19 protein-coding genes and 2 pseudogenes are annotated in these 23,395 nt (G+C 52.4%); 16 read left to right on the forward strand and 5 right to left on the reverse strand.

The features are described 5' to 3' along the window. Window positions 1–135: 135 nt before the first annotated feature. The 4 genes from K355_RS0106725 to K355_RS0106740 all read left to right on the forward strand — a co-directional run bounded on the left by K355_RS0106725 (window position 136) and on the right by K355_RS0106740 (window position 4,270). Window positions 136–1,104 carry a TRAP transporter substrate-binding protein gene (locus tag K355_RS0106725; protein WP_022731350.1) on the forward strand — a complete coding sequence of 323 codons (969 nt, stop codon included), beginning with the start codon at window positions 136–138 and terminating at the stop codon, window positions 1,102–1,104. A 69-nt stretch (window positions 1,105–1,173) separates the two neighbouring features. Continuing rightward, window positions 1,174–1,674: a TRAP transporter small permease gene (locus tag K355_RS0106730; RefSeq protein WP_022731351.1), complete on the forward strand. Its 501-nt coding sequence runs from the start codon at window positions 1,174–1,176 to the stop codon at window positions 1,672–1,674. Continuing rightward, the gene (locus tag K355_RS0106735) at window positions 1,671–2,951 is read left to right on the forward strand and encodes a TRAP transporter large permease (protein ID WP_022731352.1); all 1,281 of its coding nucleotides are present in this window, start codon (window positions 1,671–1,673) and stop codon (window positions 2,949–2,951) included. The genes K355_RS0106730 and K355_RS0106735 overlap by 4 nt, the downstream gene beginning before the upstream one ends. 35 nt (window positions 2,952–2,986) lie before the next feature. Continuing rightward, window positions 2,987–4,270: a glycerate kinase type-2 family protein gene (locus K355_RS0106740; protein ID WP_022731353.1), complete on the forward strand. Its 1,284-nt coding sequence runs from the start codon at window positions 2,987–2,989 to the stop codon at window positions 4,268–4,270. A gap of 628 nt (window positions 4,271–4,898) precedes the next feature. Here the strand turns inward: K355_RS0106740 and K355_RS0106745 are convergent. Further along, window positions 4,899–5,705, reverse strand: a complete 807-nt coding sequence (locus K355_RS0106745; RefSeq protein WP_022731354.1) for an oxidoreductase — start codon at window positions 5,703–5,705, stop codon at window positions 4,899–4,901. A gap of 159 nt (window positions 5,706–5,864) precedes the next feature. Here K355_RS0106745 and K355_RS0106750 point away from each other — a divergent pair, with 159 nt between their 5' ends. The 3 genes from K355_RS0106750 (at window position 5,865) to K355_RS0106760 (ending at window position 8,921) form a co-directional block, all read left to right on the forward strand. Next, on the forward strand, window positions 5,865–6,356 hold the full coding sequence (locus K355_RS0106750) for a PaaI family thioesterase (RefSeq protein ID WP_211219022.1): 492 nt from the start codon (window positions 5,865–5,867) through the stop codon (window positions 6,354–6,356). Continuing rightward, complete coding sequence (locus K355_RS23340; RefSeq protein ID WP_022731356.1) at window positions 6,329–7,591, forward strand: multidrug effflux MFS transporter; 1,263 nt, start codon at window positions 6,329–6,331, stop codon at window positions 7,589–7,591. Before K355_RS0106750 ends, K355_RS23340 begins: the two co-directional genes overlap by 28 nt. 145 nt (window positions 7,592–7,736) lie before the next feature. After that, the gene (locus K355_RS0106760) at window positions 7,737–8,921 is read left to right on the forward strand and encodes an acetyl-CoA C-acyltransferase (RefSeq protein ID WP_022731357.1); all 1,185 of its coding nucleotides are present in this window, start codon (window positions 7,737–7,739) and stop codon (window positions 8,919–8,921) included. A gap of 45 nt (window positions 8,922–8,966) precedes the next feature. On the opposite strand, the gene K355_RS0106765 is transcribed toward K355_RS0106760, so the two are convergent. Beyond that, a complete protein-coding gene (locus K355_RS0106765) occupies window positions 8,967–9,539 on the reverse strand; it encodes a TetR/AcrR family transcriptional regulator (protein WP_022731358.1) in 573 nt (190 codons plus the stop codon). Window positions 9,540–9,870: 331 nt separating this feature from the next. On the opposite strand from K355_RS0106765, the gene K355_RS0106770 reads away from it, so the two are divergent. Genes K355_RS0106770 through K355_RS25035 form a run of 3 tightly spaced genes read left to right on the forward strand, consistent with a single transcriptional unit; the run spans window position 9,871 to window position 14,421 of the window. Beyond that, window positions 9,871–10,854 carry an efflux RND transporter periplasmic adaptor subunit gene (locus K355_RS0106770; protein WP_245562917.1) on the forward strand — a complete coding sequence of 328 codons (984 nt, stop codon included), beginning with the start codon at window positions 9,871–9,873 and terminating at the stop codon, window positions 10,852–10,854. Then, a complete protein-coding gene (locus K355_RS0106775) occupies window positions 10,854–13,967 on the forward strand; it encodes an efflux RND transporter permease subunit (RefSeq protein WP_022731360.1) in 3,114 nt (1,037 codons plus the stop codon). Before K355_RS0106770 ends, K355_RS0106775 begins: the two co-directional genes overlap by 1 nt. Further along, a complete protein-coding gene (locus K355_RS25035; protein ID WP_022731361.1) occupies window positions 13,954–14,421 on the forward strand; it encodes a MarR family winged helix-turn-helix transcriptional regulator in 468 nt (155 codons plus the stop codon). The genes K355_RS0106775 and K355_RS25035 overlap by 14 nt, the downstream gene beginning before the upstream one ends. A 506-nt stretch (window positions 14,422–14,927) precedes the next feature. Here K355_RS25035 and K355_RS0106785 read toward each other — a convergent pair. Beyond that, entirely contained in the window at window positions 14,928–15,977 is a 1,050-nt protein-coding gene (locus K355_RS0106785; protein WP_022731362.1) for a LacI family DNA-binding transcriptional regulator, read from the reverse strand. Between the two features lie 193 nt (window positions 15,978–16,170). Here K355_RS0106785 and K355_RS0106790 point away from each other — a divergent pair, with 193 nt between their 5' ends. From K355_RS0106790 to K355_RS0106815, 6 genes are all read left to right on the forward strand, one after another. After that, window positions 16,171–17,190, forward strand: coding sequence for a sugar ABC transporter substrate-binding protein (locus K355_RS0106790; RefSeq protein WP_022731363.1), 1,020 nt, complete (start codon window positions 16,171–16,173; stop codon window positions 17,188–17,190). Between the two features lie 115 nt (window positions 17,191–17,305). Further along, window positions 17,306–18,271: an ABC transporter permease gene (locus K355_RS0106795; protein ID WP_022731364.1), complete on the forward strand. Its 966-nt coding sequence runs from the start codon at window positions 17,306–17,308 to the stop codon at window positions 18,269–18,271. Between the two features lie 17 nt (window positions 18,272–18,288). After that, window positions 18,289–19,065, forward strand: coding sequence for an ATP-binding cassette domain-containing protein (locus tag K355_RS0106800; RefSeq protein WP_022731365.1), 777 nt, complete (start codon window positions 18,289–18,291; stop codon window positions 19,063–19,065). After that, entirely contained in the window at window positions 19,065–20,039 is a 975-nt protein-coding gene (locus tag K355_RS0106805; protein ID WP_022731366.1) for an ABC transporter permease, read from the forward strand. The genes K355_RS0106800 and K355_RS0106805 overlap by 1 nt, the downstream gene beginning before the upstream one ends. Window positions 20,040–20,062: 23 nt before the next feature. Further along, on the forward strand, window positions 20,063–21,061 hold the full coding sequence (gene iolG, locus K355_RS0106810; RefSeq protein ID WP_022731367.1) for an inositol 2-dehydrogenase: 999 nt from the start codon (window positions 20,063–20,065) through the stop codon (window positions 21,059–21,061). Window positions 21,062–21,075: 14 nt separating this feature from the next. Continuing rightward, a complete protein-coding gene (locus tag K355_RS0106815; protein WP_022731368.1) occupies window positions 21,076–22,038 on the forward strand; it encodes a sugar phosphate isomerase/epimerase family protein in 963 nt (320 codons plus the stop codon). Window positions 22,039–22,410: 372 nt separating this feature from the next. On the opposite strand, the pseudogene K355_RS26290 reads toward K355_RS0106815, so the two are convergent. Beyond that, a pseudogene (locus K355_RS26290) lies at window positions 22,411–22,605 on the reverse strand (hypothetical protein); the annotation flags it as partial. Between the two features lie 355 nt (window positions 22,606–22,960). Further along, window positions 22,961–23,395: pseudogene (locus K355_RS23350) on the reverse strand (DDE-type integrase/transposase/recombinase); the annotation flags it as partial.

A 23,395-nucleotide genomic window follows, 5' to 3' on the forward strand; every position in this document is an offset into this window, starting at 1 on the left:
CCAGAACAGCGAACCAACTGTTTGAAACGCGCCATCCATAAAGGATCAGGCGCATAACCAAGTCTATTAGACGAAAGCGGGGCCATCGCCCAAGCATAACAAGACTTTCGCATAGACATCAGTGGAGGAAACAAGATGAAACACTTTATTATCGGTGCGGCGATTGCCTTCGCGCTTTCCACACCAGTGCAGGCCGCACAGCAACTTATCCTTGGCACAATTACTTCCGAGACCTCGCATTTCGGCGTTGGCGCCGAAGCATTCTTTGACAAGCTTGAAGAGCTTTCTGGTGGTGAGTTTACCGGAATACAGGCACCTGCCGGTCAGCTTGGCGGCGAGCGCGACCTGATCGAAGGGCTGCAGATCGGCTCGGTTGATCTGGCCATGGTGTCGACCGGGCCGCTTGGCAACTTCGTTCCCGAAGTTTACGCCTTTGATCTACCGTTCCTGTTCCGCGACTATGATCATGCCCGCAAGGTGCTTGATGGAGAGATCGGTCAGGAATTACTCAAAAAGGTCGATGAGAATAATCTGGTTGGCCTGGCATGGGCCGAAAATGGCTTTCGTCATGTTACCAACAATGTTCATCCTGTGAAAACGCCCGGTGATCTGGATGGTCTTAAGCTGCGCACCATGGAGAACAAAGTCCATATGGCCGCCTTTTCGGGCATGGGGGCCGCGCCAACACCGATGGCATTTCCGGAAGTGTTTAGTGCCCTGCAGCAAGGCGTTGTTGATGGTCAGGAAAACCCGGTTACCGTGATCTCGGCTTCTAAGTTCTGGGAAGTGCAGAAATACGCATCTCTGACTGGTCATGTCTATTCACCGGCCATTTTCCTTGCATCACCTGCCTTGTTCGAGGGGCTGAGTGATGAACAAAAAGGTTGGTTCTACGAGGCAGCGAAGGCAGGGGTTGAAGCGAACCGCGCTGAGGTCAACCGTCTTGAAGATAGCGGGGTCGCCATGATGCGCGAACACGGTATGGAGGTTCTGACTGACGTCGATAAGGCACCGTTTGCAAAACTGGCAGAAGAAGCATCCTACGCCGTTTATACAGACCAATATGGTTCTGAGATGATCGAGCGGATCAAGGCCGTCAAATAACGCCTGATTTTGTGACCGGACCAGCGCGCCATGCGCTGGTCCTTTTTTCTTTTTGGAAGAAACGTTCGGATGAAGCTTTTTTTGCGTGTCGAGACGGCCGCGACGCAGTTCGCTCTTGTGTGTGCCATTGCATTTTTGCTGATCGCAGCCGGGCTTGCAGTTTATCAGGTATCCACCCGTTTCATTTTTGGCCACCCGTCTACCTGGACGGAGGTTATCACACGGTTTGCTATGATTTGGGGGGTATTTATGGGCGTGGCCCCTGCGATCCGCGAGGGCGGTATGATTGCCGTCGATCTTGTTCAGAGGGTGTTGCCGCGCAAGTTTGGTGTTGCTCTTTATCTGGTTGCCACGGCGCTGACCATCATCTTCTTTGCGATCCTGTTTTGGCAAGGCTGGGCCATGACCGGGCGCGTTGCGCGCCAAACGGTTGCCGGTCTCGATCTGTCAATGTCTTGGGCCTATGCGGCATTGCCGACGGCATCTGTCTTTATTTTGATGTCGGCACTGGGCAGTGCAATCAGGGCTATTCAACATGGTTGCGTTGATCATTGGGAGGAAGCCCAGTGAATACAGCAATTGTTCTGTCTCTTTTGATCTTCTTTGTTGTCGGTGTGCCGATCGCGATCTCAATCGGTTTGGCGTCGGTTATCGGCATAGAGGTCCATGGCCGCCTTCCGCTGTTACTTGTGGCGCAACGGATGTTCGCCGGTCTCGACAGTTTTCCCCTGATGGCGATCCCGCTGTTTATTCTTGCCGGGAACCTTATGTCGGCGGGCGGCATTTCTTATCGTCTGGTTGAACTCGCCAAATCAGTTGTTGGCGGTATTCAGGGTGGTCTTGCTGCCTCCTGTGTTTTGACATGTATGCTTTTTGCGTCCGTTTCCGGCTCTTCGGTTGCAACGACCTTTGCCATCGGTGCGATCCTGATACCTGCAATGGTTAAGCAAGGCTACCCTGCACCTTTCGCGGCCTCCGTCCAGGCCAGCTCCGCCGAGCTTGGGGTTCTTATTCCCCCTTCCATTCCGCTCATTCTTTACGGTGTTTCCACCGAAACATCGATTGGTGACTTGTTCGTTGCAGGGCTTGGTCCAGGGATGCTGGTCGCCGGATCACTGATGGCACTGGTTCTGATTTTGTGCCGTCTTCGAGGGATCGGCAAGCTTGGCAAGGATGATCGTCCAGGGTTCCTGAAAGCTCTGTTTTCGGCAATGCCAGCGCTTCTGGTTCCCTTCGTTATTCTTGGCGGTATCTATTCCGGGGTTTTCACTCCAACAGAAGCCAGTGCTGCTGCTGTGGTGGCTGCACTCGTTGTTGGTGGGGTGTTCTATCGCGAACTGAAGGTGCAAAACCTTTATCCGATCCTGAGGTCGACGGTCATTGCAACATCGGCAATCATGCTGATTATCTCGGCTGCGGCATTGTTTTCATTTTTGATTGCCCGTTCAGGCTTGCCCAATGAAATTGCCAGCTCAATCAAGGGGATGTTTGAAAGTAAATATTCGTTCCTTCTGGCTGTGAATCTCTTGCTTCTCGTGGTCGGTATGTTCATTGAGACCGCAGCAGCGATATTGGTTTTGGCTCCGATATTGACACCAGTTGCAATGTCTTATGGCGTTGACCCGGTTCATTTCGGGCTGATCATTGTGGTTAACCTTGCGCTTGGCATGATTACGCCCCCATTGGGCGTCAATCTTTTCGCGGCCTGTGCTGTTGCCAAGCTGCCGGTTGAGAAAATTATCCCTCAATTGCTGTGGTTTGTTCTGACAGTTTTTGCCGCCCTAATGATCATCACCTACGTGCCCGCGGTTTCACTGTGGCCGGTGGAATTCATTAACGGGTCTTAGGCAGTTGAGATGTACCAGACACATGAAGGTAGAAAATGAACACCACAGATCAAGGCACCTTAGGCTCTCAGGGCATTGCAGAATTGCGGGAACATGCCAAAGACATGTTTGCCGCTGCCGTTAAAAGGGCCGATCCGGAAGAAGGTGTGCGCCGGCAACTCGCAGTAAGCCCGCTGCCCTCAAAAAAAGGGGGGCGGTGCATTGTTTTGGCGATTGGCAAGGCTGCTATTCCAATGATGCGGGCGGCGCAAAGCGCGATACCTGATGTACATGATGCTCTTGTCGTGACGAATCCGGAAAACATGTGTGACCTCGTCGGCACGACGGTCATAGCGGGGATGCATCCGGTGCCCGATGCAGCTTCCGCGCATGCTGGCCGTTGCGTCATTGATTTTTTACAGGCGTCACGCGAGGGCGATGTTGTTGTTGCGCTGATTTCAGGCGGTGGGTCATCGCTGATGATAGCGCCTGCCGGTGGCATTTCTGTCGAAGATTACGGCAGCTTGAATGACGTGCTGCTTGCCAGCGGGCTTGCGATCAACGACATGAATCTGATTCGCCAGCAGGTTGATGATCTTAAAGGGGGCGGTCTTTTACGGTTTGCGGCGCCAGCCGAAGTGCATGCTTTACTGCTGTCTGATGTAATCGGTGACGATTTGCGGGCCATCGCTTCTGGTCCTACCGTGGCACCGATTGGAACGCCCCAGCAGGCTGTATCGCTTATGAAGTCGTTGGGGATTTGGGATAAAGTCCCGGCCAGCATTCGCGATCATCTGGTCAAGAGCGCGCCGATAATTGATCTGCCAACGGCATCAAATCATCTGATCGGGTCAAACCGGCAAAGTCTGGAAGCGATGTTGGCTGCCGCCCCCAAAGGTTTTGACGCTCACATTGTTAGTGATGCCCTTGTTGGCGATGTCGAAAGGGCAGCGACGGAAGTTATCGCTGCAGCGCGATCTGCCAAAGGGCCGGTAGCCCTGATTTTCGGCGGAGAAACAACCGTCCAGATCAAAGGATCGGGACGCGGCGGACGCAACCAGGAACTAGCGCTTCGCTTTGCCTTGGCAGCAAAAGACACCTTGCAAGATAACTGGGTGTTCCTTTCGGGGGCGACAGATGGACGAGATGGTCCGACAGATGCGGCAGGCGCATTGGTTGACGAAGGCACGCTGAAACGGATCGCGGACGCAGGTGGGAACCTTGATGCGTTGCTCAGAAACAATGACAGCCATGAAGCGCTAAGCCGCGCACATGATCTACTGGTCACTGGTGCAACAGGCACGAACGTGGCCGACGTTCAAGTGCTTCTGCTTCCTTGATTATTGTAGTTTTATCTACCTGTTCTTCTACTGTTTGACCGGCAGCGATGTTCGGTTGGTCCCGAGGAAGCATATACCTATCGAAATTTGCCCTGCATTGCAGGTCTGCGTGAGACCACTCTCAATTTCTCAAGTAGATGAACGAAGAGCTCGTCTTTATTTCGATAGGTGCGACTTCCAAGCTGCTGAGCAAAGTTGAACATGAAGAAATCAATCAACGTCGGGAGCTGTTTTGAAGCTGGGCAATAGAAATGTCAGCTTTTCTGTCAATTCTGCAGGTTTTTGTCATCTTTTGTGACAATCGATGACAACTTATCTGGCAATTGAAAATGCTAAGGAGTTGATTTTGTAAGAAGTCAAATGTCACCTTTTGTGGCACCTGACAGCAATAATCATATTATATGATTATTTCCCATGGACGCCATTTCCCCTGATTAATCCCGCTCCGAATTCCTAACACGCCCTAAACCCCGGTTGTTATAAATTTGGGTTATGGTGCGTTAGTTTATCGAAGTAGAGATTTCTTTCTGAACTGAAAGGAAAAGCTGCCGTTCATCTTCCTTCTGTATTGCAGATGAGTGACAGCCTTTTCCAAAATATCGAAGAGGTTCAAGGGTTACGGTCTATTTCAGGAAAGCCCAAAGGTCTTTCTGATACCGGAATCCACAGGACCGAAAGGCATGAACCGTCGCAACTTGCTTAGAAGCGAGGCCTCGCCTTTTGGTGTCCGTCGCATCTTCCATGTACCCAAGGCCGCATTAACGATCGTAGAAGCGACTTCATCGGGCGCGGGGGCTTTGTGGACATTCTTTTGAATGGCTTCGAATACAGTGTTGCGGTCCTTGTCATAGACGGCGATTGTCGACGCAGCTTGGGGTGCGTTGATGTCCAAATTGGTTTTGGTAAAGGACGGTTCGACAAGCGATACCCGGATCCCGAATTTGCGGACTTCATGATCCAGAGTCTCGGAGAGACCTTCAACAGCATGCTTGGATGCTGAATAGAGGCCCATATATGGCGCCGGAAGAAAGCCCAATACCGAGCTGATGTTGACGATGCGACCAGAACGCTGTTCGCGCATATATGGCAGGACAGCTTTTGCAACGCGCAGGATGCCAAAAACGTTGGTGTCAAATAGCGCCTGCGCCTCGCTAACAGAGGTCTCTTCAGTTGCGCCCAGCAGGGTGACGCCCGCACTGTTTACAAGCACATCAATGCGATTGGCCTGATCAATGATGGTTTGAATGCCATTTTGAACCGCCGTTTCGTCGCAAACATCCAGTTCGACCAGCTCAACGCCGTTTATAGGTTGTGTTTTTTCAATATTTCGCACGGTACCAAAAACCCTGCAGCCCTTCTGGGCAAACTTGATGGCGGTAGCGCGGCCAATACCGGACGATACGCCGGTGACGACCACAATTTTAGAATTCGACATGGCTGTTTTTTCCTGTTTCGAGGATACGAGATCCCGATAGTTGCCCAAGTGGATTAATAGATTGCGTTCATACTCTATGTGGATTATAGATTTCAATCAAAATCTAAAAAATGCTTTGCCACACGTGTCTGGATGGCGGGTAAGAACGAGGATCAATACATGACAGGATCGTCTCGAGCGGAGATCCGCGATGGCCAAGTTTCTGTGTCCGAGTTAATGGCATGCACAGGACTTGAATGCGTTTCGAGATTGGCAGATGGCACCTTCCGTCCTCCTGCAATGGCAGAAACACTTCCCTTTAAGCTGCTTCTTCCTGAAGTGGGGAAGGTTGAACTGCGTGCTACTCCCGAAGCCCGTTTTTGCAATCTGACAAATACCATTCACGGCGGGTGGGCGATGACAATGCTTGATACAGCGATGTCACTTGCTGCCCAGACGACGCTCGCCGCTGGTGAAGTCTGCCCGTCACTCGAGACATCAACCAAGTTTGTCCGCCCGATATCCATTCATTCCGGTGTGATGCATGTGACGGGCTATGTGGTTGTACGCGGTCGAACCCTGATTACGCTGGAAGGCAGGATTGAGAATGCGGAAGGCAAAATCCACGCGCATGGAACGTCATCATGCATGATCATTCCCCGAAAGGCTTGAGTTCCATGTCCACGATCATATCTCCTGATGCATCAGAGCATCGGTTGTCCAAGGGGACGATATTCCTGCTTGCGGGGCTGGCCGCACTAGGGACGCTTTCAACGAATATTATTCTCCCCGCGTTCTCTGGAATGGGCGCGAGCCTGGATGTTTCTTCGCGAGATCTTGGCCTGACTCTGAGCAGCTTCTTTGTGGCCTTTGCCTTCGGGCAGCTTCTGGCCGGGCCGCTTTCTGACCATCTGGGCCGCAAGTGGCTGGTTTTGGGAGGGCTTGGAGTGTTTGTCGTCGGGAGTGTCCTTTGCGCCGTCGCTGACAGCTTGCCCTTCCTCGTGTTTGGTCGAATCATACAGGCTTTTGGAGCTTGTGCAGCATCGGTGCTCTCGCGTGCAATTGCCCGTGACCTGTTCGATGGTGAGGTTCTTGCGCGGGCCTTATCACTCACGATGATTGCGGGGGCTGCGGCACCGGGATTTTCGCCTTTGCTTGGCAGCGCATTGGACGGATTGTTCGGGTGGCGCCCTATTTTCCTTGTGGTGGCAGTTTTCGCTATGGTTCTTTCACTCCATTATGTGACGCATATTGGTGAAACCCTTCCGCGCCGTCGCCGGACATTGTTGAAAGTTTCAACTTTTGCAACGGCATACGGTCGACTGATTATCAATCCGCATTTTCTTTTTCCTGCTGCTTCCGTAAGCCTGATAATCGGCGGGCTATATACCTTTTTTGCTGCTGCACCGTCGATCTTGCTTGATGAACTGGGCCTCTCGCCTGTCGAGCTTGGATGGACTTTTGCCGGAACGGTTCTGATCGTATTTCTGGCGGGCTTTCTCGCGCCACATCTGGCACGTCGCTGGGGCCAGCGCAGGATCGGCATGATCGGCCTTCTGATTGCGCTGGTTGGCAGCCTTTCCATGTTTGTTTTTGCCGCTGCTCCCTCATTTACGTCTTTTACTGTCGTCATCGCAGTGTATTTGTTTGGTATGGGGCTGATCAATCCGCTCGGCACTGCAATCGCACTTCATCCTTTTGGCCGGCAGGCGGGATTGGCTTCTGCATTGCTGGGATTTTTACAGATGAGTTGTGCTGCTGTCGGGGCGTCATTTGCCAGCATTTTGCCGCTTGCGCCGCTCAGTTCCCTTGCCTTGGTTCTGAGCATTGCTTCGGGATTGGCCATTCTGACCTTCATTCCGGTTGCATTGAGCCGTCAGTTTAAAGCGCTGCCTGCCCATGAGTAATACGAGACTGAAAATGTCGCATGTCACGGACAAGCAAAGGGCACGGGCCAGAATGCTTGTGTTCTGTAGGTGACAGCTATGCGCGCTTTGAAAGCCGATATTTAACGTTATTTCTCCCCGTAATCCCCGAATTAAAGAGACTGTCATGACGAAAAGAGAAATTGTTCTCGCATATCCGGTTCGAACGGCTATTGGCGCTTTTGGTGGTGCATTGAAGGATGCTCCGGCTGTGGATCTGGGTGCTATCGTGGTGCGAGAAACGCTGGAACGATCCGGGCTTGAAGCCCGAAATATCGGTTCTGTGGTTATGGGAAATGTCATCCAGGCTGGCAACGGGATGAATCCGGCACGTCAAGCTGCAATCGGAGGTGGTTTGCCTGTTTCGGTACCTGCCTTTACGGTGAACCGTGTTTGTGGTTCCGGCGCGCAGGCAATCGTGACGGCGGCTCAGGAGATCGAACTGGGTCTTCATGATGCGGCGATTGCGGGCGGTATGGAGAATATGGATCGTGCGCCGCACCTGCTGGGAGGAGCACGTCAGGGTTATCGCATGGGCGATGCAACGGGTGTCGATAGTATGCTTCGTGATGGTCTGAATGATGCCTTCTCAGGGCAGCATTCAGGTTGGCATACAGAAGATTTGGTGGTCCATGCCCGACTGAATCGGGAGGAGCAGGATCGTTGGGCCGAGCGATCACAACGTCTTTTCTGTGTTGCGCGCAATGCAGGCAAGTTCAGATTCGAGATTGTTCCCGTTACCATTCAGGGCCTCAAAGAATTCGAGAACTTTATGGTCGACGAAGCACCAAGACAGGGTACCACTTTGGAAGCACTGGCTAGGTTGAGACCCGCCTTCAGAGAAGGTGGTACCATCACTGCGGGTAACGCGCCGGGCCTTAACAGTGCTGCATCCGCCATGGTTGTTGCCGAGCGAAGTTTTGCTGAGGCGTCCGGTCTCGATCCAATTGGCCGAATCGTCGCTTATGGTGTTGGGGCTGTTGAACCCGGTCTTTTTGGCCTGGGACCAGTGCCTGCCGTGCGCCAGGCGCTGGATCGTGCAGGTTGGGCCATATCCGATCTGGACCGTGTCGAGATCAATGAAGCATTTGCCGCCGTGCCGCTTGCCGTCATGAAGGAATTGGGGTTGCCCGAGGACATTGTGAATGTGGAGGGAGGTGCCATTGCACATGGTCATGCCATCGGGGCGACAGGTGCGGTTCTGGTCACACGTTTGTTGCACTCCATGCAGCGGGATGGTGTGAAAAAGGGTCTCGTCACACTTTGTATCGGAGGCGGACAAGGTATTGCATTGGCGATTGAAGCCCTATGACCCGGGGCTTCGGAACATTCTTTCGGCAAGTATGATCATCAGGGGTTAGGCAATTTCCCTGACTTTTTGGGCGGCTGAATCCAGAAATGACTGTGCCATTTTCGGATCGTTAACAACGCGGGCCAATGTAAGTGCACCAACCATGAGCGACAGGATGGCGATTGATTTCTCTTCCCGCTCTGCTGCGCTGGTTGCAGAAATCATTCGGCCAAGCACATCAAGCTGAGCCTTCACTCCAGCTTCAAATGAAGCTTTGACGTCAGGGCTTTGTCGGGCGGCATCTGCACCGAGTGCGACGATCGGACAGCCGTCCATTTTTTCTTCCTGATGGCCTTCGCTGAGATAAAATGCGATTGCGGCATCAAGTGGGTCGTCCGGGTTTTCCTCGGCAGCTTCGGTCCATCTCTCTGTCGACCCCTCCAGAGCACGTTGTGATGCCTGTGCAACAAGGTCTTCCTTTGAGGTGAACTGCTTATAGAAGGCGCCCTGGGTCAGTCCGGCACTTTTCATCAGATCCTTAAGGCCAATCCCGTCAAACCCGTGTTCCCTGAACAGGCGACTGGCGACATCGATCACGTTTTGGCGGTTTAGGGCGGCTTGTTCACGGCTGACACGCATTGCTTGATACCCACAGTTAGATTTCAACTAACATCTATAGTTGTTTTGTCGTCTTAGTGCAAGTGTTCTGGAAATGCTTTCGATGTGATCCAGGACGCACCGCGGTGAAAATAGATTGCGGTCGACATCTAATTGAGGTAATGATGCCGAATGTAATCTAAGTGGTGAACTAAGTTTTCTATTGAAAGGCTCGGTTATGAGGCGCAAACGGCTATTTCTTTTTGGTGCGATCGCATTGGCAGCTGTTGGGATGATTGGGGGTGTTGTTCTCTCGCAATCCTCACCGCGCAAAGCGTTGGCGTCCACAGACCCCCGCGAAGCGCCGGTCCTGGTGAAGGTGACGAAAGCGACAAGCGTTCTTGGTGCCGAGCGTTCTTTCACGGGCTCCATTGCCGCACGGGTTCAGAGCAATTTGGGATTCCGCGTGCCGGGCAAAATTGTCGAACGCCTTGTGGATGTCGGGCAACAGGTTGAAGCTGGTCAGCCTTTGATGCGGCTCGACGAGACGGATTTGGATCTCGCTTTGACAGCCAAGCGCAATGCCGTTGCTGCCGCGCGGGCAGCTTTTGTTCAGGCAGAAGCTGACGAGAAAAGATATGCAACGCTGGTCAAAAACGGGTTGGCAGCCAGTCGACAGCGTTATGAACAGGTCAAGGCTGCGCTTGATACGGCAAAAGCCCAGATGGCTGCTGCACAAGCGGATGCGGAAGTTGCGGAAAACGCTGCTACCTATTCCACTTTACACGCCGATGCTGACGGAACTGTGGTTGCGACACTTGGCGAGCCGGGGCAGGTCATCGTTGCAGGACAAACTGTTATTCAGCTTGCTCATGCCGGGCCGCGCGAGGCTGTTATTGCGCTTCCTGAAACGATCCGTCCGGAAATCGGATCAATCGCCGAGGCCAGTATCTATGGAAAGAAGGAAGCCCAAGGCAATGCACGTCTGCGACAGATTTCCGATGCTGCCGATCCGCTGACCCGGACCTACGAGGCCCGCTATGTGCTGGAAGGCAACGCGGCCTTGGCACCGCTCGGAGCAACAGTGACGGTATCTATTGCCAGTCAGGATCAGCAAGCAGGTGTCGTTATCCCAATTGGCGCGGTTCTGGACGATGGCCGTCGAACGGGTGTCTGGAAGATCACGGAGGATTCTGCCTCTGTGCAGTTTGTGCCGGTACAGATCACGAAGCTTGGCGAAGAAATCGCAATTGTCACCGGCATCAATGAAGGGCAGGAGATTGTTGCCCTTGGCGCGCATCTGCTTGCGGACGGTACCGCAATCCGAACGACCCTTCAGGCAGAGGCGGCGAACTGATGCGTTTAAACCTTTCCGCGCTCGCCGTTCGCGAGAGAGCTGTCACATTATTCTTTATCATTCTGCTTGCTGCAGCCGGGATTTACGCCTTTGTAAATCTGGGCCGGGCGGAAGATCCGTCTTTTACCATCAAGACGCTGACGGTGACAGCCGCATGGCCCGGCGCAACGGCGCGCGAGATGCAGGACCTTGTCGCCGAACCGATGGAAAAGCGCGTTCAGGAACTGGCATGGTATGATCGGGTCGAGACGATAACACGGCCCGGATATGCCTTTCTTACCGTCACATTGAAAGATAGTACGCCTCCGGCTGAAGTTGACGAAGAGTTCTACCAGGCACGCAAGAAATTGGGGGATGAAGCCCGAAATCTGCCGTCCGGCGTCTTCGGTCCCTTCATTAATGACGAATATTCGGACGTAAGTTTTGCCCTGTATGCCCTGCAGGCTCGGGGCATGCCGATGCGCGATCTGGTCCGGCAGGCCGAAACGATCCGTCAGGACCTTTTGCATGTTCCGGGCGTCAAGAAGATCAATATTCTTGGCGAGCGGGCGGAACAGATTTTCGTTGAATTCTCCTATGCGAAGCTGGCGACACTCGGCATATCGATGCAAGAGATCGCGAGCGCTTTGCAACGACAGAACACTGTTACGCCAGCCGGTTCAATCGATACACGCGGGCCACAGGTCTTTCTTCGGTTTGATGGCGCCTATAATAATATACAGAGCATCGCGGACACCCCGATTGTTGCTGGTGGACGTACGCTGAAGCTTTCGGATGTTGCCGAGGTGCGCCGGGGTTATGAAGATCCACCTACCTACATTATCCGTCACGACGGTGAACCCGCACTTCTGCTGTCTGTGGTGATGCAACAGGGTTGGAACGGGCTGGAACTGGGTGAAGCCCTGGAAGACAGATCAGCTGCCATCGCAAAGACATTACCGCTTGGCATCAGCTTTGAGAAGGTCAGTGATCAGGCTGTGAATATCAACGCCGCTGTGGGGGAATTCATGCTGAAATTCGCCATGGCGCTGGGGGTTGTGTTGCTGGTGAGCCTGATCAGTCTTGGCTGGCGGGTGGGGATCGTTGTTGCGGCTGCTGTTCCGTTGACCCTTGCCGTTGTCTTTCTGATCATGCTGGAAACGGGAAGGTTTTTTGATCGCATCACGCTTGGGGCGCTTATTCTGGCGCTTGGCCTGCTTGTCGATGATGCCATCATTGCCATCGAGGTCATGGTAGTCAAAATGGAAGAGGGCATGGACCGCATCAAGGCGGCGGCCTATGCCTGGAGCCACACCGCAGCTCCGATGCTTTCCGGTACATTGGTGACGATCATTGGTTTGATGCCGGTTGGTTTTGCCAAGTCCAGTGCCGGTGAATATGCCGGCAATATCTTCTGGATTGTCGGTTTTGCACTCATCGTCTCCTGGTTCGTCGCCGTGATTTTTACGCCTTATCTTGGTGTTAAGATGCTGCCAGCGATCAAACCGGTCGAGGGCGGACATCATGCAATCTATGACACACCGAACTATAGGCGCCTTCGAGGTATGATCCGTTACGCTGTGCGTCACAAATTCCTGACATGTGGCGTTGTTGTCTTTGCCTTCCTTCTTTCCGGAGCCGGAATGGGGCTTATTAAACAGCAATTTTTCCCGACGTCGGATCGTCCCGAAGTGCTGGTTGAGGTGCGCCTGCCCGAAGGAACGAGTATTGAAACCACAACAGCAGCAGTCGAGAAAGTTGAAAACTGGCTGCAACAACAGCCTGAGGCAAAGATCGTCACCAGCTATATCGGGCAAGGCGCGCCGCGCTTCTTCTTTGCCATGTCACCGGAACTTCCCGATCCGTCCTTTGCCAAGATCGTCGTGCTAACACCGGATGCAGACGGACGGGAGGCGTTGAAACATCGCCTTCGGACGGCCGTATCCGACGGGCTTGCACAGGAAGCCTATGTCCGTGTTACGCAATTAGTATTCGGTCCCTATACCCCGTTCCCCGTCGAGTTCCGCATCACAGGGCCAGACCCGGAAAAGCTTTACGAGATTTCCCAAAAGGCGCTGGAGATCATGCGTAAGGTCCCCGATGTCCGGCAGGCAAATCGCGATTGGGGCAACCGTGCACCGGTCCTGCGCTTCACACCTGATCAGGATCGTCTCAATCTTATTGGCCTGTCACCGACCGAGGCAGCACAGCAGATGCAGTTCCTCCTGACGGGTATCCCGGTGACGCAGGTTCGCGAAAACATTCGCAATGTACCTGTCGTGGCACGCAGTGCCGGGGAAGCGCGTCTTGATCCTGCCCGGCTTGCAGATTTTTCGCTTATTAGCCGGGATGGTCAACAAATTCCGCTCGATCAGATCGGAAAAACCGAAATACAGCTGGAAGAACCGATCCTGAAACGGCGTGACCGAACACCGGTGATTACGGTCCGCTCTGATATCAATGAAGCAACCCAGCCGCCGGAAGTTTCAAAACAGATCATGGAGGCATTTCAGCCGCTGATCACCTCACTTCCGGTTGGGTATCGCATTGAAATGGGCGGGAGCATTGAAGAGTCAGTCAAGGCAAACACTGCGCTAGCAAAAATCTTCCCGGTAATGATTGCCGCCACCCTGATCGTTATCATTCTGCAGGTCCGAAGCCTGTCGACCATGACCATGGTCATGTTGACCGCGCCATTGGGGCTTGTCGGGGTTGTTCCGACCCTAATCGCATTCAATCAACCCTTCGGCTTCAACGCCATTTTGGGGTTGATCGGGCTGGCCGGGATTTTGATGCGCAACACCCTGATCCTGACAGAGCAGATCAAGGACAACCGTGCTGCTGGGCTCGATGATTATCACGCTGTTGTCGAGGCAACCGTCCAGCGTGCGCGACCGGTCATCCTGACGGCACTTGCTGCCGTTCTGGCTTTTGTTCCTCTTACCCATTCAGTGTTTTGGGGCTCTATGGCTTATACGCTGATTGGAGGTACGGCCGCCGGGACGGTTCTGATCCTGCTCTTCCTGCCCGCGCTCTATGCCGTTTGGTTCAGGATCAAACCGACACCTGATATGGAGCATGCACCCGCAAATATTTTCCACCATGAAGACCGCCGGGACAATGCTGCAGAATAAGGGAACCCCGTCGGTGACAAAACCGATACCAGAAAAGGGCGACATACCGTTATCCGGACGCTTCTGTTTTGTTTTGCAGCGGGTCAACCGTGTGATTTCAAGGCGACTTAACAGTGTCTTGCAACCGATCGGAATAACCGGTTCGCAATTGATGATTTTGGATGCCATCGGCTTGGATAGCGACCTTCGCCAGAAAGATTTGGCAGAGTTGCTTGGGAAGGATCACGCAACAATTACGGCCAATCTTGCGCCGTTGGTGCGACGTGGATTGGTAGCTCGGGATAAAGACCGTAAGGACAGTCGTGCCCAAAGGATTTCACTTACCCCGGATGGGGCGTGTCTTCTGGGGCAGGCACGTGAGCTTGTGAAAGGATTTGAGGCGGACCTGAGCCGCCGTATATCTGATGAAAACGATCTCGGCGAACTTTGCAACGCCCTGGACAATCTGTCGTAGCATTTACGCCCGGTTACAGGGGAGATTCAATTCTGCGGGAACCCCAACCTTGGTTGAGCGAAAAAGGAGAACCTGAAATGTTTCGGCGGTTATGGAAAAAGTGTCAGAGTTGCATCGGAAAGTTTGAATGGGTTGATGATCCGAGGGTGAGTACCTGCTTAAATTGGAGTATAGGATAGAGCAGCTGGAGAAAGAGGTTGCCAATCTCAATCAACCTGATACCCGATTTCAGTCCGACAATTAATGTGCGACAGAGCAAGGCGAATGAATTCGTATTGATTACCATGGTTCACTGACAATGAACTTGCAGAGAATGTAAATATTGTCGGCGGGTTCGAAATTGCTCTTGATAATGTAGGAAAGGAGTCTGGACATTGATGTAATCGTCTTTCGATATGTGGTCAGGCTATAGTCAGGCGGTTTCTTTTAACATTCGTTCTGAGCGTATGAGGTGTGACAGAATTCTCGAATATTTGATTTTTGAAAAGCAGAAATATTGATGATGTTTAGAAACAGTTATATTTTGTGAAAATGCGAACCGGCATTGACGGAATGTTTGGAAGATCCTGTTTTTTGAGGCTTGCACGTAAGCATTCGATGCTAAAGCCGATTTCTCGATCCAGATCGTGGCCGATTACAAAATCCATCCCCCCTGTCTCGAGGAGGATTCTGGAGTTACTGTTAAGTTCGTGGCCAATAAACGTCACATCGTCACGAAGCCCCTCATCTCGTAGAGCTTCCGCAATACCAGTATTGCCACCTGCGACATTATAGATGCCGCCAGGCGGGCCGTGATCACGAATATAATTTCTTACGTTCCTGTAGGTATATTCGAAATCATCGTTACTGCTGACACGCTCTTCTACCGTCAGTGAGGGGTGCTCTGATCGAAGAACCCTTCTGAAGCCCAGTTCACGTTCTTCTTGGCAACGATACGGGGCGCTGATGACAAGCAAAACTCTACTGTTGGATGAACTGATTGATGTTCCCATCAGACAAGCTGCTGTCGAACCGGCTCCGGTTTGATCGTTGCCTATGTAGGCTATTCGACGTGAATTCGGTAGGTCAGTTGTGACACATACGACAGGCACCCCACGCGCTGTTACAGCGCGAACCGCTCTATTGATCGTTAAATCCTCACGAGCGACCAAAACTAGGCCATCGACATCCTGTGAAAATCGCTCAATCTGTTGGGCAAACTGTACAGGTTTAACTTCTGTCGTCAGTACAGAATCGAACGAGAGTTCGAGGTTGGGGTAAGCAGCCTGATAGGCATTAACACCCTCCCTTAGAGATTGATTGAATGCTGCGCCAGAGTCGGAGAGAAACGCGATTTTCAAGCAGGATGCGGCGTCGGTTGAACTTTCAATCGTCAGGGATGAGAGGGCATCGAGGACCCGTTTGCGCGTAACATCGCGCACGCCGGATCTTTCATTTAGAACCCGATCAACGGTTGCCGTACTGCAGCCCGAAGCACGTGCGATTTCGGTGATCTTGGGGGAGCGCCAATTGCCTCGTTCATCAAAAATATCGGTCGTATCAACTTTACCAGTCATCTGATGGATTGTTCCTAAAATTAACATCAGGTCAACGCGAGTAACGATTCGATCTGCTCTAGGGTTTATCACACTCCTTTTTTGATGTTTTTTCAATCAAATTTGAGTGATTTTCCGATTATTTGATTTTTAAAGATGTGTTTTGATGTCTCGGCTATCCATCAAAAAAATTAAATATCGGGAGGATACCAACATGAAAAAGGTTATAAATGCGCTAGCCGCGTGTGCCATGCTGGCAATAGCAGCACCGCAAACAGCAATGGCCCAGGAGGCCGAAAACAACTATCGCTTTGTTATGGTGTCGCATATCGGATCAAACGATCCGAATATGAAATGGCTGACGCTGTCGCTTGAGGAGTTCGAGAAAAAGTATCCGAACGTCAAAACGGAATATATCTCGACCAATAACTACTCGGTTCAGGAGCATGTGCGACTGCTTGAACAGGCAATTGCCACGAAGCCGGACGGCATCGCGGTACCCATTGTTAGTACCGATGCGTTTGAAGTGCCACTGCGCAAAGCAATTGAACAGGGCATCCCGGTTGTTGCTTTCAACATTCCGGATCCTCGCCCGGAAGGTGAGCGTATTCCCTATCTCACCTATGTCGGTGGTGATGAATATCTGACCGGTAAAAAGCTTGGGGAATATGCGCTTTCTCGAGCCGACCTGCCGGCTCCCAAACGCGTAGTTTGCGCAACTCATGACTCCGCCCATCAGGGGCTGAAGGCCCGTTGTGCCGGCATGAAGGATGCCATGGAGGCCGCCGGGGCAGAGTTCGAGGAGCTGTTTATTTCCGCAGAGCCAGCGACGGCGCGCAATACCTTGCAGTCATATCTTCAGGCCAACCCTGACACCAACTACATTTTCACTGTTGCAAGCTGGTCTGCCCCCTGGGCCTGGGGCGTTGCAAACGATATGGGGCTTTCTCCTGATGTCGACGACAAGGGCGTGACCATCATTACGGTGGATGCGAGCCCGGTTGCCTTGGCCGGCATTAAGGCGGGGCATGTTCTGGCGACCAACAGTCAGGGCTTCTGGTTGCAGGGCTATGCACCAATGGAATGGCTTTATTGGAAGCATGAGCTGGGGTATGAGCCGCAGTCTGATATCCTGACCGGCCCGATCATTGTTGATATCGAAAACATTGATCACTGGGAAGGCTTGGTACGCAATATTTTCGGCGATGCGTACGACGAACAGAACACCTGGTAACCGAGCATAATAGCGCCGGACCGAAACTGCCAGCTCGTGCCGTTTCGGTCCGGATGATGCCGGATACCTGTGTTCGAATGCCCAGCCACAGATAATGTGCCGAGAGTAAGTTTCCATGTTTTTTCCAACCTCTCTTTCTCGCGGTGCCGGTTTTGGTGCTGTCGTCGGTGTCGCGTTAATGCTGTCCGTCTTTACGGTCATTGATTTTGGCGGCTGGTGGACAGTTCAGACCGTCACCAACGTGCTGCACTTTGCCTCGATATTGGGGTTGATCGCGATGGGCCAGGCATTGGTCATCATGTCAAAGGAAATCGATCTGTCTGTTGGATCGGTTTATGGCCTTGCGGGGGTCGCCTTTATCACATTGCAACCCGACCTCGGTGTTCCAGGCGCGATTGTTGCGGCACTTCTGATTTCGGCATTGATCGGTTTTTTGCAGGCAATGGCCGTACTGAAAGGCGCCCTGCCGTCGATGATTGTCACACTGGGTGGTTTGTTTACCGTCCGCGGCATCATTTATGTCTGGACAGGCGGTTCTGTCCGCGCATTCCCGGAAGAAGCCAGATCACATTGGATCACCCGAATGTTGGGTGGAGAGTTTCTGGGGCTTGAGGCCTCGCTTTTCTGGCTGCTTGTGCTTCTTGCAATTCTCAGCGTCCTGCTGTGGAGAACGAAGTTCGGGAACCATTTGCTGGCGGCTGGCGGAGATCTCGACAGCGCCAAATCCCAAGGTGTTCAAACAGACAGGACCAAAACAATCGCCTTTGTGACCTGTTCGCTGCTTGCTGGTTTTGCCGGGATTGTGACCCTTGCAGACCGTCCGCAAACGCATGTCACACTGGGAGAGTTGCTGGAACTGGAGGCAATTGCCGCAGCGGTTATTGGCGGCTGTCTTCTATCCGGGGGGCGCGGGTCCTTGCTTGGTGCCGTTCTTGGCGCGCTGATCGTTGTGAGTTTCCGATATGAGCTGATTGCTCTGGGCGCGCCATCCTCGTGGTTCATGACCTTTGTCGGGATCGTTTTGATTGTCGCCGTCATTTTCAACCAGAAACTGGCGCGCGCGGCCGGACATAGTCTGTGACCGGGAAGGAGGAAACAATGAACAAACAAACACCCCTTATCCAGATCAAGAATCTGGACCTTCATTTCGGTGCCTTCCACGCACTGAAAAATGTGTCCGTAGACTTTCATGCAGGCGAATTGGTCGGACTTGTCGGGGACAATGGTGCCGGTAAAACCACATTGATCCGTGTCCTTTGCGGTATTCACACCCCTTCTGCCGGTGAAGTTTATTTCGATGGAACCCGTGTGAAGACGTTTCATCCGAAACTGGCCATAGATCAGGGAATTGAAACAATCCAGCAGTCCGTCGGGCTGTGCGACAACCTGTCCATTGCACGCAACTTTTATCTTGGGCGAGAGCCTGTGAAACGGTTCTGTGGTTTGCCACTGCTTGATTTTGCGAAGATGCGCGAGATGAGCGGCAGGGTGATAAGGCAATTCGGTCTTCGTGAGAATGTCTCGGTTGATGATGAGGTCGAACGCCTGTCAGGCGGGGAGCGTCAGTCAGTCAAAATTGGCCGGGCCGTGGAATTCAAAAACCGTGTTGTGATCATGGATGAGCCGACAAACCATCTTTCGGTCCGCGAACGCGAGCATGTCAACGAACTGGCGCTTCAATTGCGCGATCAAGGGTTGTTGGTGATCTATATCACCCACGACATCTTTCAGGTCCACAGGCTGGCTGATCGTATCGTGATTATGGAGAATGGCGAAAAAATAGAAGACGCATCCACGGAAACAATGTCTGCCGAGGCACTGGAGGAAGTCATTCGCCAGGGCGGGCGCATTGTCGAAAAACGGGATGCGGTCTGATGCTGAAGAGCGAAATCAAACGTCTCGTAAGGCGTCATACCGAGATCGGTATTCTGGTCATCTCCCTGTGTCTGGTGTTGCTGTTTACCCTTACGTCCGAGGGACGATGGGCCAATGCCTATAATATTGGCACCATCCTTCAGGTAACTGCCACATTGGGGTTAATGACGCTTGGCGTTGCGTTGGTGATCGGAACGGGTGAGATCGATATTTCGGTAGGATCAACCTTTGGCATAGGTGCCCTGATTTATCTGTGGTTTGCCGTTCGCATTGATCCTGTCTTTGCAGCGCTTCTTGCCACCGGCGCAGGTGCTTTGATTGGTGCCTTCAATGGCATCCTGATAACCCGTACCAAAACCCCGTCGCTGATCATCACCCTTGGTTCTCTTATGATCTTCAGAGGGTTGGCAATTGCGCTGACAGACGGATTTTCATTCTCGGTCCCTTACAAGGAGCGGGATGGGCTTTCGTATTCCGTTCTTGGGGGAACCGAGTTCCTGGGCATCAATACCGGGTTCTACTGGTTGGTGGCCGGACTGGCGGTTTTGCTGATTGCTCTGAAAATGACGCCTTGGGGCAATCGGCTTCTGGCTGTCGGTGGCTCCGCCGCCAGCGCACATTCGCGCGGTGTCCGTGTCGAACGCATAAAACTCTCGGCTTTTGTTGTTTGTGGCGTGCTTGCGGCCTTCGCCGGAACCCTGGAGGCCAGCAAGCTTGGCTTCGCCGATGGCTCCATGGGCCGATTGATGGAGCTTCAGGCAATTGCGGCCTGCGTGCTTGGCGGCTGTGTTCTTGCTGGTGGTCGCATATCGCTGCCCGGAGCTGTTTTGGGCGCGTTCGTGTTGTCTTCGGTTCAATCCTATCTCGTGGTGACCGGTGTTCGCCCACAATGGTTCATTTTGCTTCTTGGCCTGATTGTTGTTTTTGCAGCACTGGGCGACCGAACACTGCGCCGTTGGTCTTTGAAAAACTAATCTCAACTCGGAAATCTAAAAACATGATGGACAAAATTTATAATATTGCGCTTTTGGGCGCTGGCCGAATTGGACAGGTGCATGCGGCAAATATCGCCGCCCATCCCCTATCAAGGTTGTCCATTGTCGTGGACCCGCAGGAAGGGATTGCCCTACAGCTTGCAGAAGCTTACGGGGCATCGGTAAGTTCTTTGGAAGATGCCCTGTCGCGTACCGATATTGATGCAATTGTAATCGCCTCGGCTACCAGCACGCATGCGGATTTAATTGAACGCGGGATACGCGCTGGCAAAGCAGTGTTTTGCGAAAAACCGGTTGATCTGTCCATCAGTCGCGTGAATGCCACGCTTGAGGCGATCAAAGGACAGGAAAACAGGCTATTTGTCGCATTCAATCGCCGATTTGACCCGGCAGTCGCAGAATTGAAACGCCGGCTTGATGCGGGGGTGATCGGTGATTTGGAACTGGTCACGGTTGTTTCAAAGGATCCGGGCGCGTTGCCCATCGACTATATCAAAGTATCGGGCGGTATGTTCCGCGATATGACGATCCACGATTTCGATATGGCACGCTTCATTCTGGGCGAAGAGCCGGTGCGTGTTACGGCTCTGGCATCTACGCTAACGGACCCGGCTATCAAGGCCGAAGGCGACATTGATACGGCATCTGTAACCCTGCAGACAGCCAGCGGTAAAATTGCCGTCATCACTAATTCGCGGCGCGCGTCCTTCGGATACGACCAACGTGTCGAGGCCCATGGTTCGCTCGGTACATTGCGCACGGAGAATGTCCCCAAAACCATGCTTGTGCAGGAACGAGAGGACGGCGTTACCCGTGAAAAGCCACTGTTCTTTTTCCTTGAACGGTATGCGGAATCCTATGCCGAAGAATGGAAAGAATTTGTCCGCGTTTTGAAGGGTGAAGTTGCACCTGCACCGTCCGGTGAAGATGGCCGCAAGGCTTTGCTGCTTGCCGAGGCGGCGTATCAGTCTCTTGAAACCGGTCGCACCATTACGCTTTGAATGAGGATACAAAAATGAAAATCGGGATCGTATCAGACTCTTTGTCCAATCAGCCGTTTGAAACGGCACTAGATACAATTGCGGGAATGGGAATAGAAGGTGTTGAAATCAACACCGGCAACTGGTCGTCTGCGCCGCATATAGATTTGGACGAGATGCTGGCGAGTTCTGACGCACGCAAAAGATTCATGAATGCGATTACCAGTCGTGGTTTGAGTCTCATTGCGTTAAACTGCAACGGCAATCAATTGCACCCAACGGACGGACAACGCCAATCATCCGTGGTCGAAAAGACAATCAGGCTCGCCTCTGAACTGGAATGCAGTAAAGTTTGCCTGATGTCAGGTCTTCCAGCTGGGGCTCCGACGGACAAGACCCCGAACTGGATTATTTCCGCATGGCCACCGGAAACGAGTGAAATACTTGCCTGGCAGTGGAATGAGGTTTTGCTGCCGTACTGGCACAAACTTGTCGACAATGGCAGGGAATTTGGCATCGATAATTTTGCCATCGAACTTCACGGAAATCAGTTGGTGTATAATGTGCCAACCCTTTTGCGTTTACGTGACGCAGTTGGCAAAGCAGTTGGCGCAAACCTTGATCCGAGCCATTTGATGTGGATGGGGGCAGATGCGCTGCAGGCTGTATCCGCACTCGGGGATGCCATTCACCATGTCCATGCCAAGGATACCTGGATCAATCCCGATAAGGCAGCAACAATTTCACGGCTTGATACCGGACCGATGATCGATGTCGCAGAGCGTGCATGGTCCTACATCACTATTGGTTATGGTCATGGTGAAAGCTGGTGGCGAGAGTTTTGTTACAGGTTGCGGCTCGTTGGCTACGATAGTTGGTTGTCAATTGAGCATGAAGATCCGGTGCTATCATGTGCGGAAGGCGTTCAGCGTTCAGTAAATGTATTGAACGCGGCTGCTCCCGAGAAAGTAAGCGATTATTCGCTTCAACCTATTTGATGCTCTGCCTCCCTTAGAGCATGAACTCTCCCCTCATACGGCAAATTCCTGACGGATATTAGTTTGTTGTGTGGGGGGAGCTTTCTTCAATCAACTCCTGAACCCAGATGTGTGCAGTTTGCGGCACAGATGCAGGAATAATGTGAAGTTTTACAAATTTCATAGGTGCTTGTGAGATCGAAGAATACCGAACTCCATCTGGCGCCCTAGAAAGAGAGAATAAATGAAGCGGCTTGATGTCATCACGATCGGACGGTCGTCGGTTGACCTCTATGGGGTCCAGATTGGCGGGCACCTGGAGGACATGGCGCTGGTTGCATAAACCTTTACACTGCGGGACAATCCCGCCGTCGATTGGAATGCAACGGCACACAACGTTTCAAGATCAAGGTGACTGTGAACTTCCAGAGTTAAAGGTGTCGGTTGATCATATGCCACAATCAGCGAAGAATTGATTGGCTGCAGAACCATGCCCTTGAAAACGACGTCAATAACTGCACCGCGAACGGCGTGTACAATGCCTTGCAGTTCTTCTTTTATCGCGGACTTTTGGGCATCCCGGTACATGGTCGGAGTTACTCCTGACCTTTGGCGATTAAGGTATCTTCGGGTTTTGCTGCTGTTTCCCTGTCGATAGTCTTCAATCAAGCACAGCGCGGCACTGATCGAAATCAGTATGGCGTTCGCTTCCGGTGTCTGCTTTTGTAACGGCTAGAGATTGTATGAGCTTGTCTTTTAGAAATCCAACTGATGGCGAAGTTACAATTAATTGAAGAGAGCTTTTCAGGAAATGTCAGCTTTTCTGGCAATTTTGCAGGCTTTTGTCACCTTTTGTGTCAATCAGTGTCAATTTTTCTGGCAACCGGATAGGCTAAGCGGTTGATTTGAAAGGATGTCAGATGTCACCTTTTGTGGCACCTGACAGCAATGCTTGCAGAACAACATCTGTATCTTGTCGCTGCTTCAATGCCCAGCCAACCACCATGCGGGAATAAAGATCAATGACGACGGCAAGATACGCAAACCCTTCCTGTGTCTTGATATAGGTGATGTCGGTCACCCAAACGGCATTTGGTCTGGCGGTATAAAACTGCCGATCCAGTTTGTTGTCAGCGACAACAGCCGGTTTACCGCCATATTTGCCAAGACGCTTCTTGTAACCGGTCCGGGCGCGTATGCCTGCATTGCGGGCCAGTCGGGCAACACGGTTCGGACTGCAACTCTCTCCCATATCCAGCAGATCATCATGGATTTTGCGGTAGCCATATACCTGACCGCTGTCTTCCCATATCTGGCGAACAAGAGCGGTCTGCCTTTGGTCTTCCAGAAACCGGGCGCTGTGTGGTTTCTTCTGCCA

Origin of the sequence: Thalassospira lucentensis MCCC 1A00383 = DSM 14000, assembly GCF_000421265.1 — a bacterium.
GTDB lineage: Bacteria > Pseudomonadota > Alphaproteobacteria > Rhodospirillales > Thalassospiraceae > Thalassospira > Thalassospira lucentensis.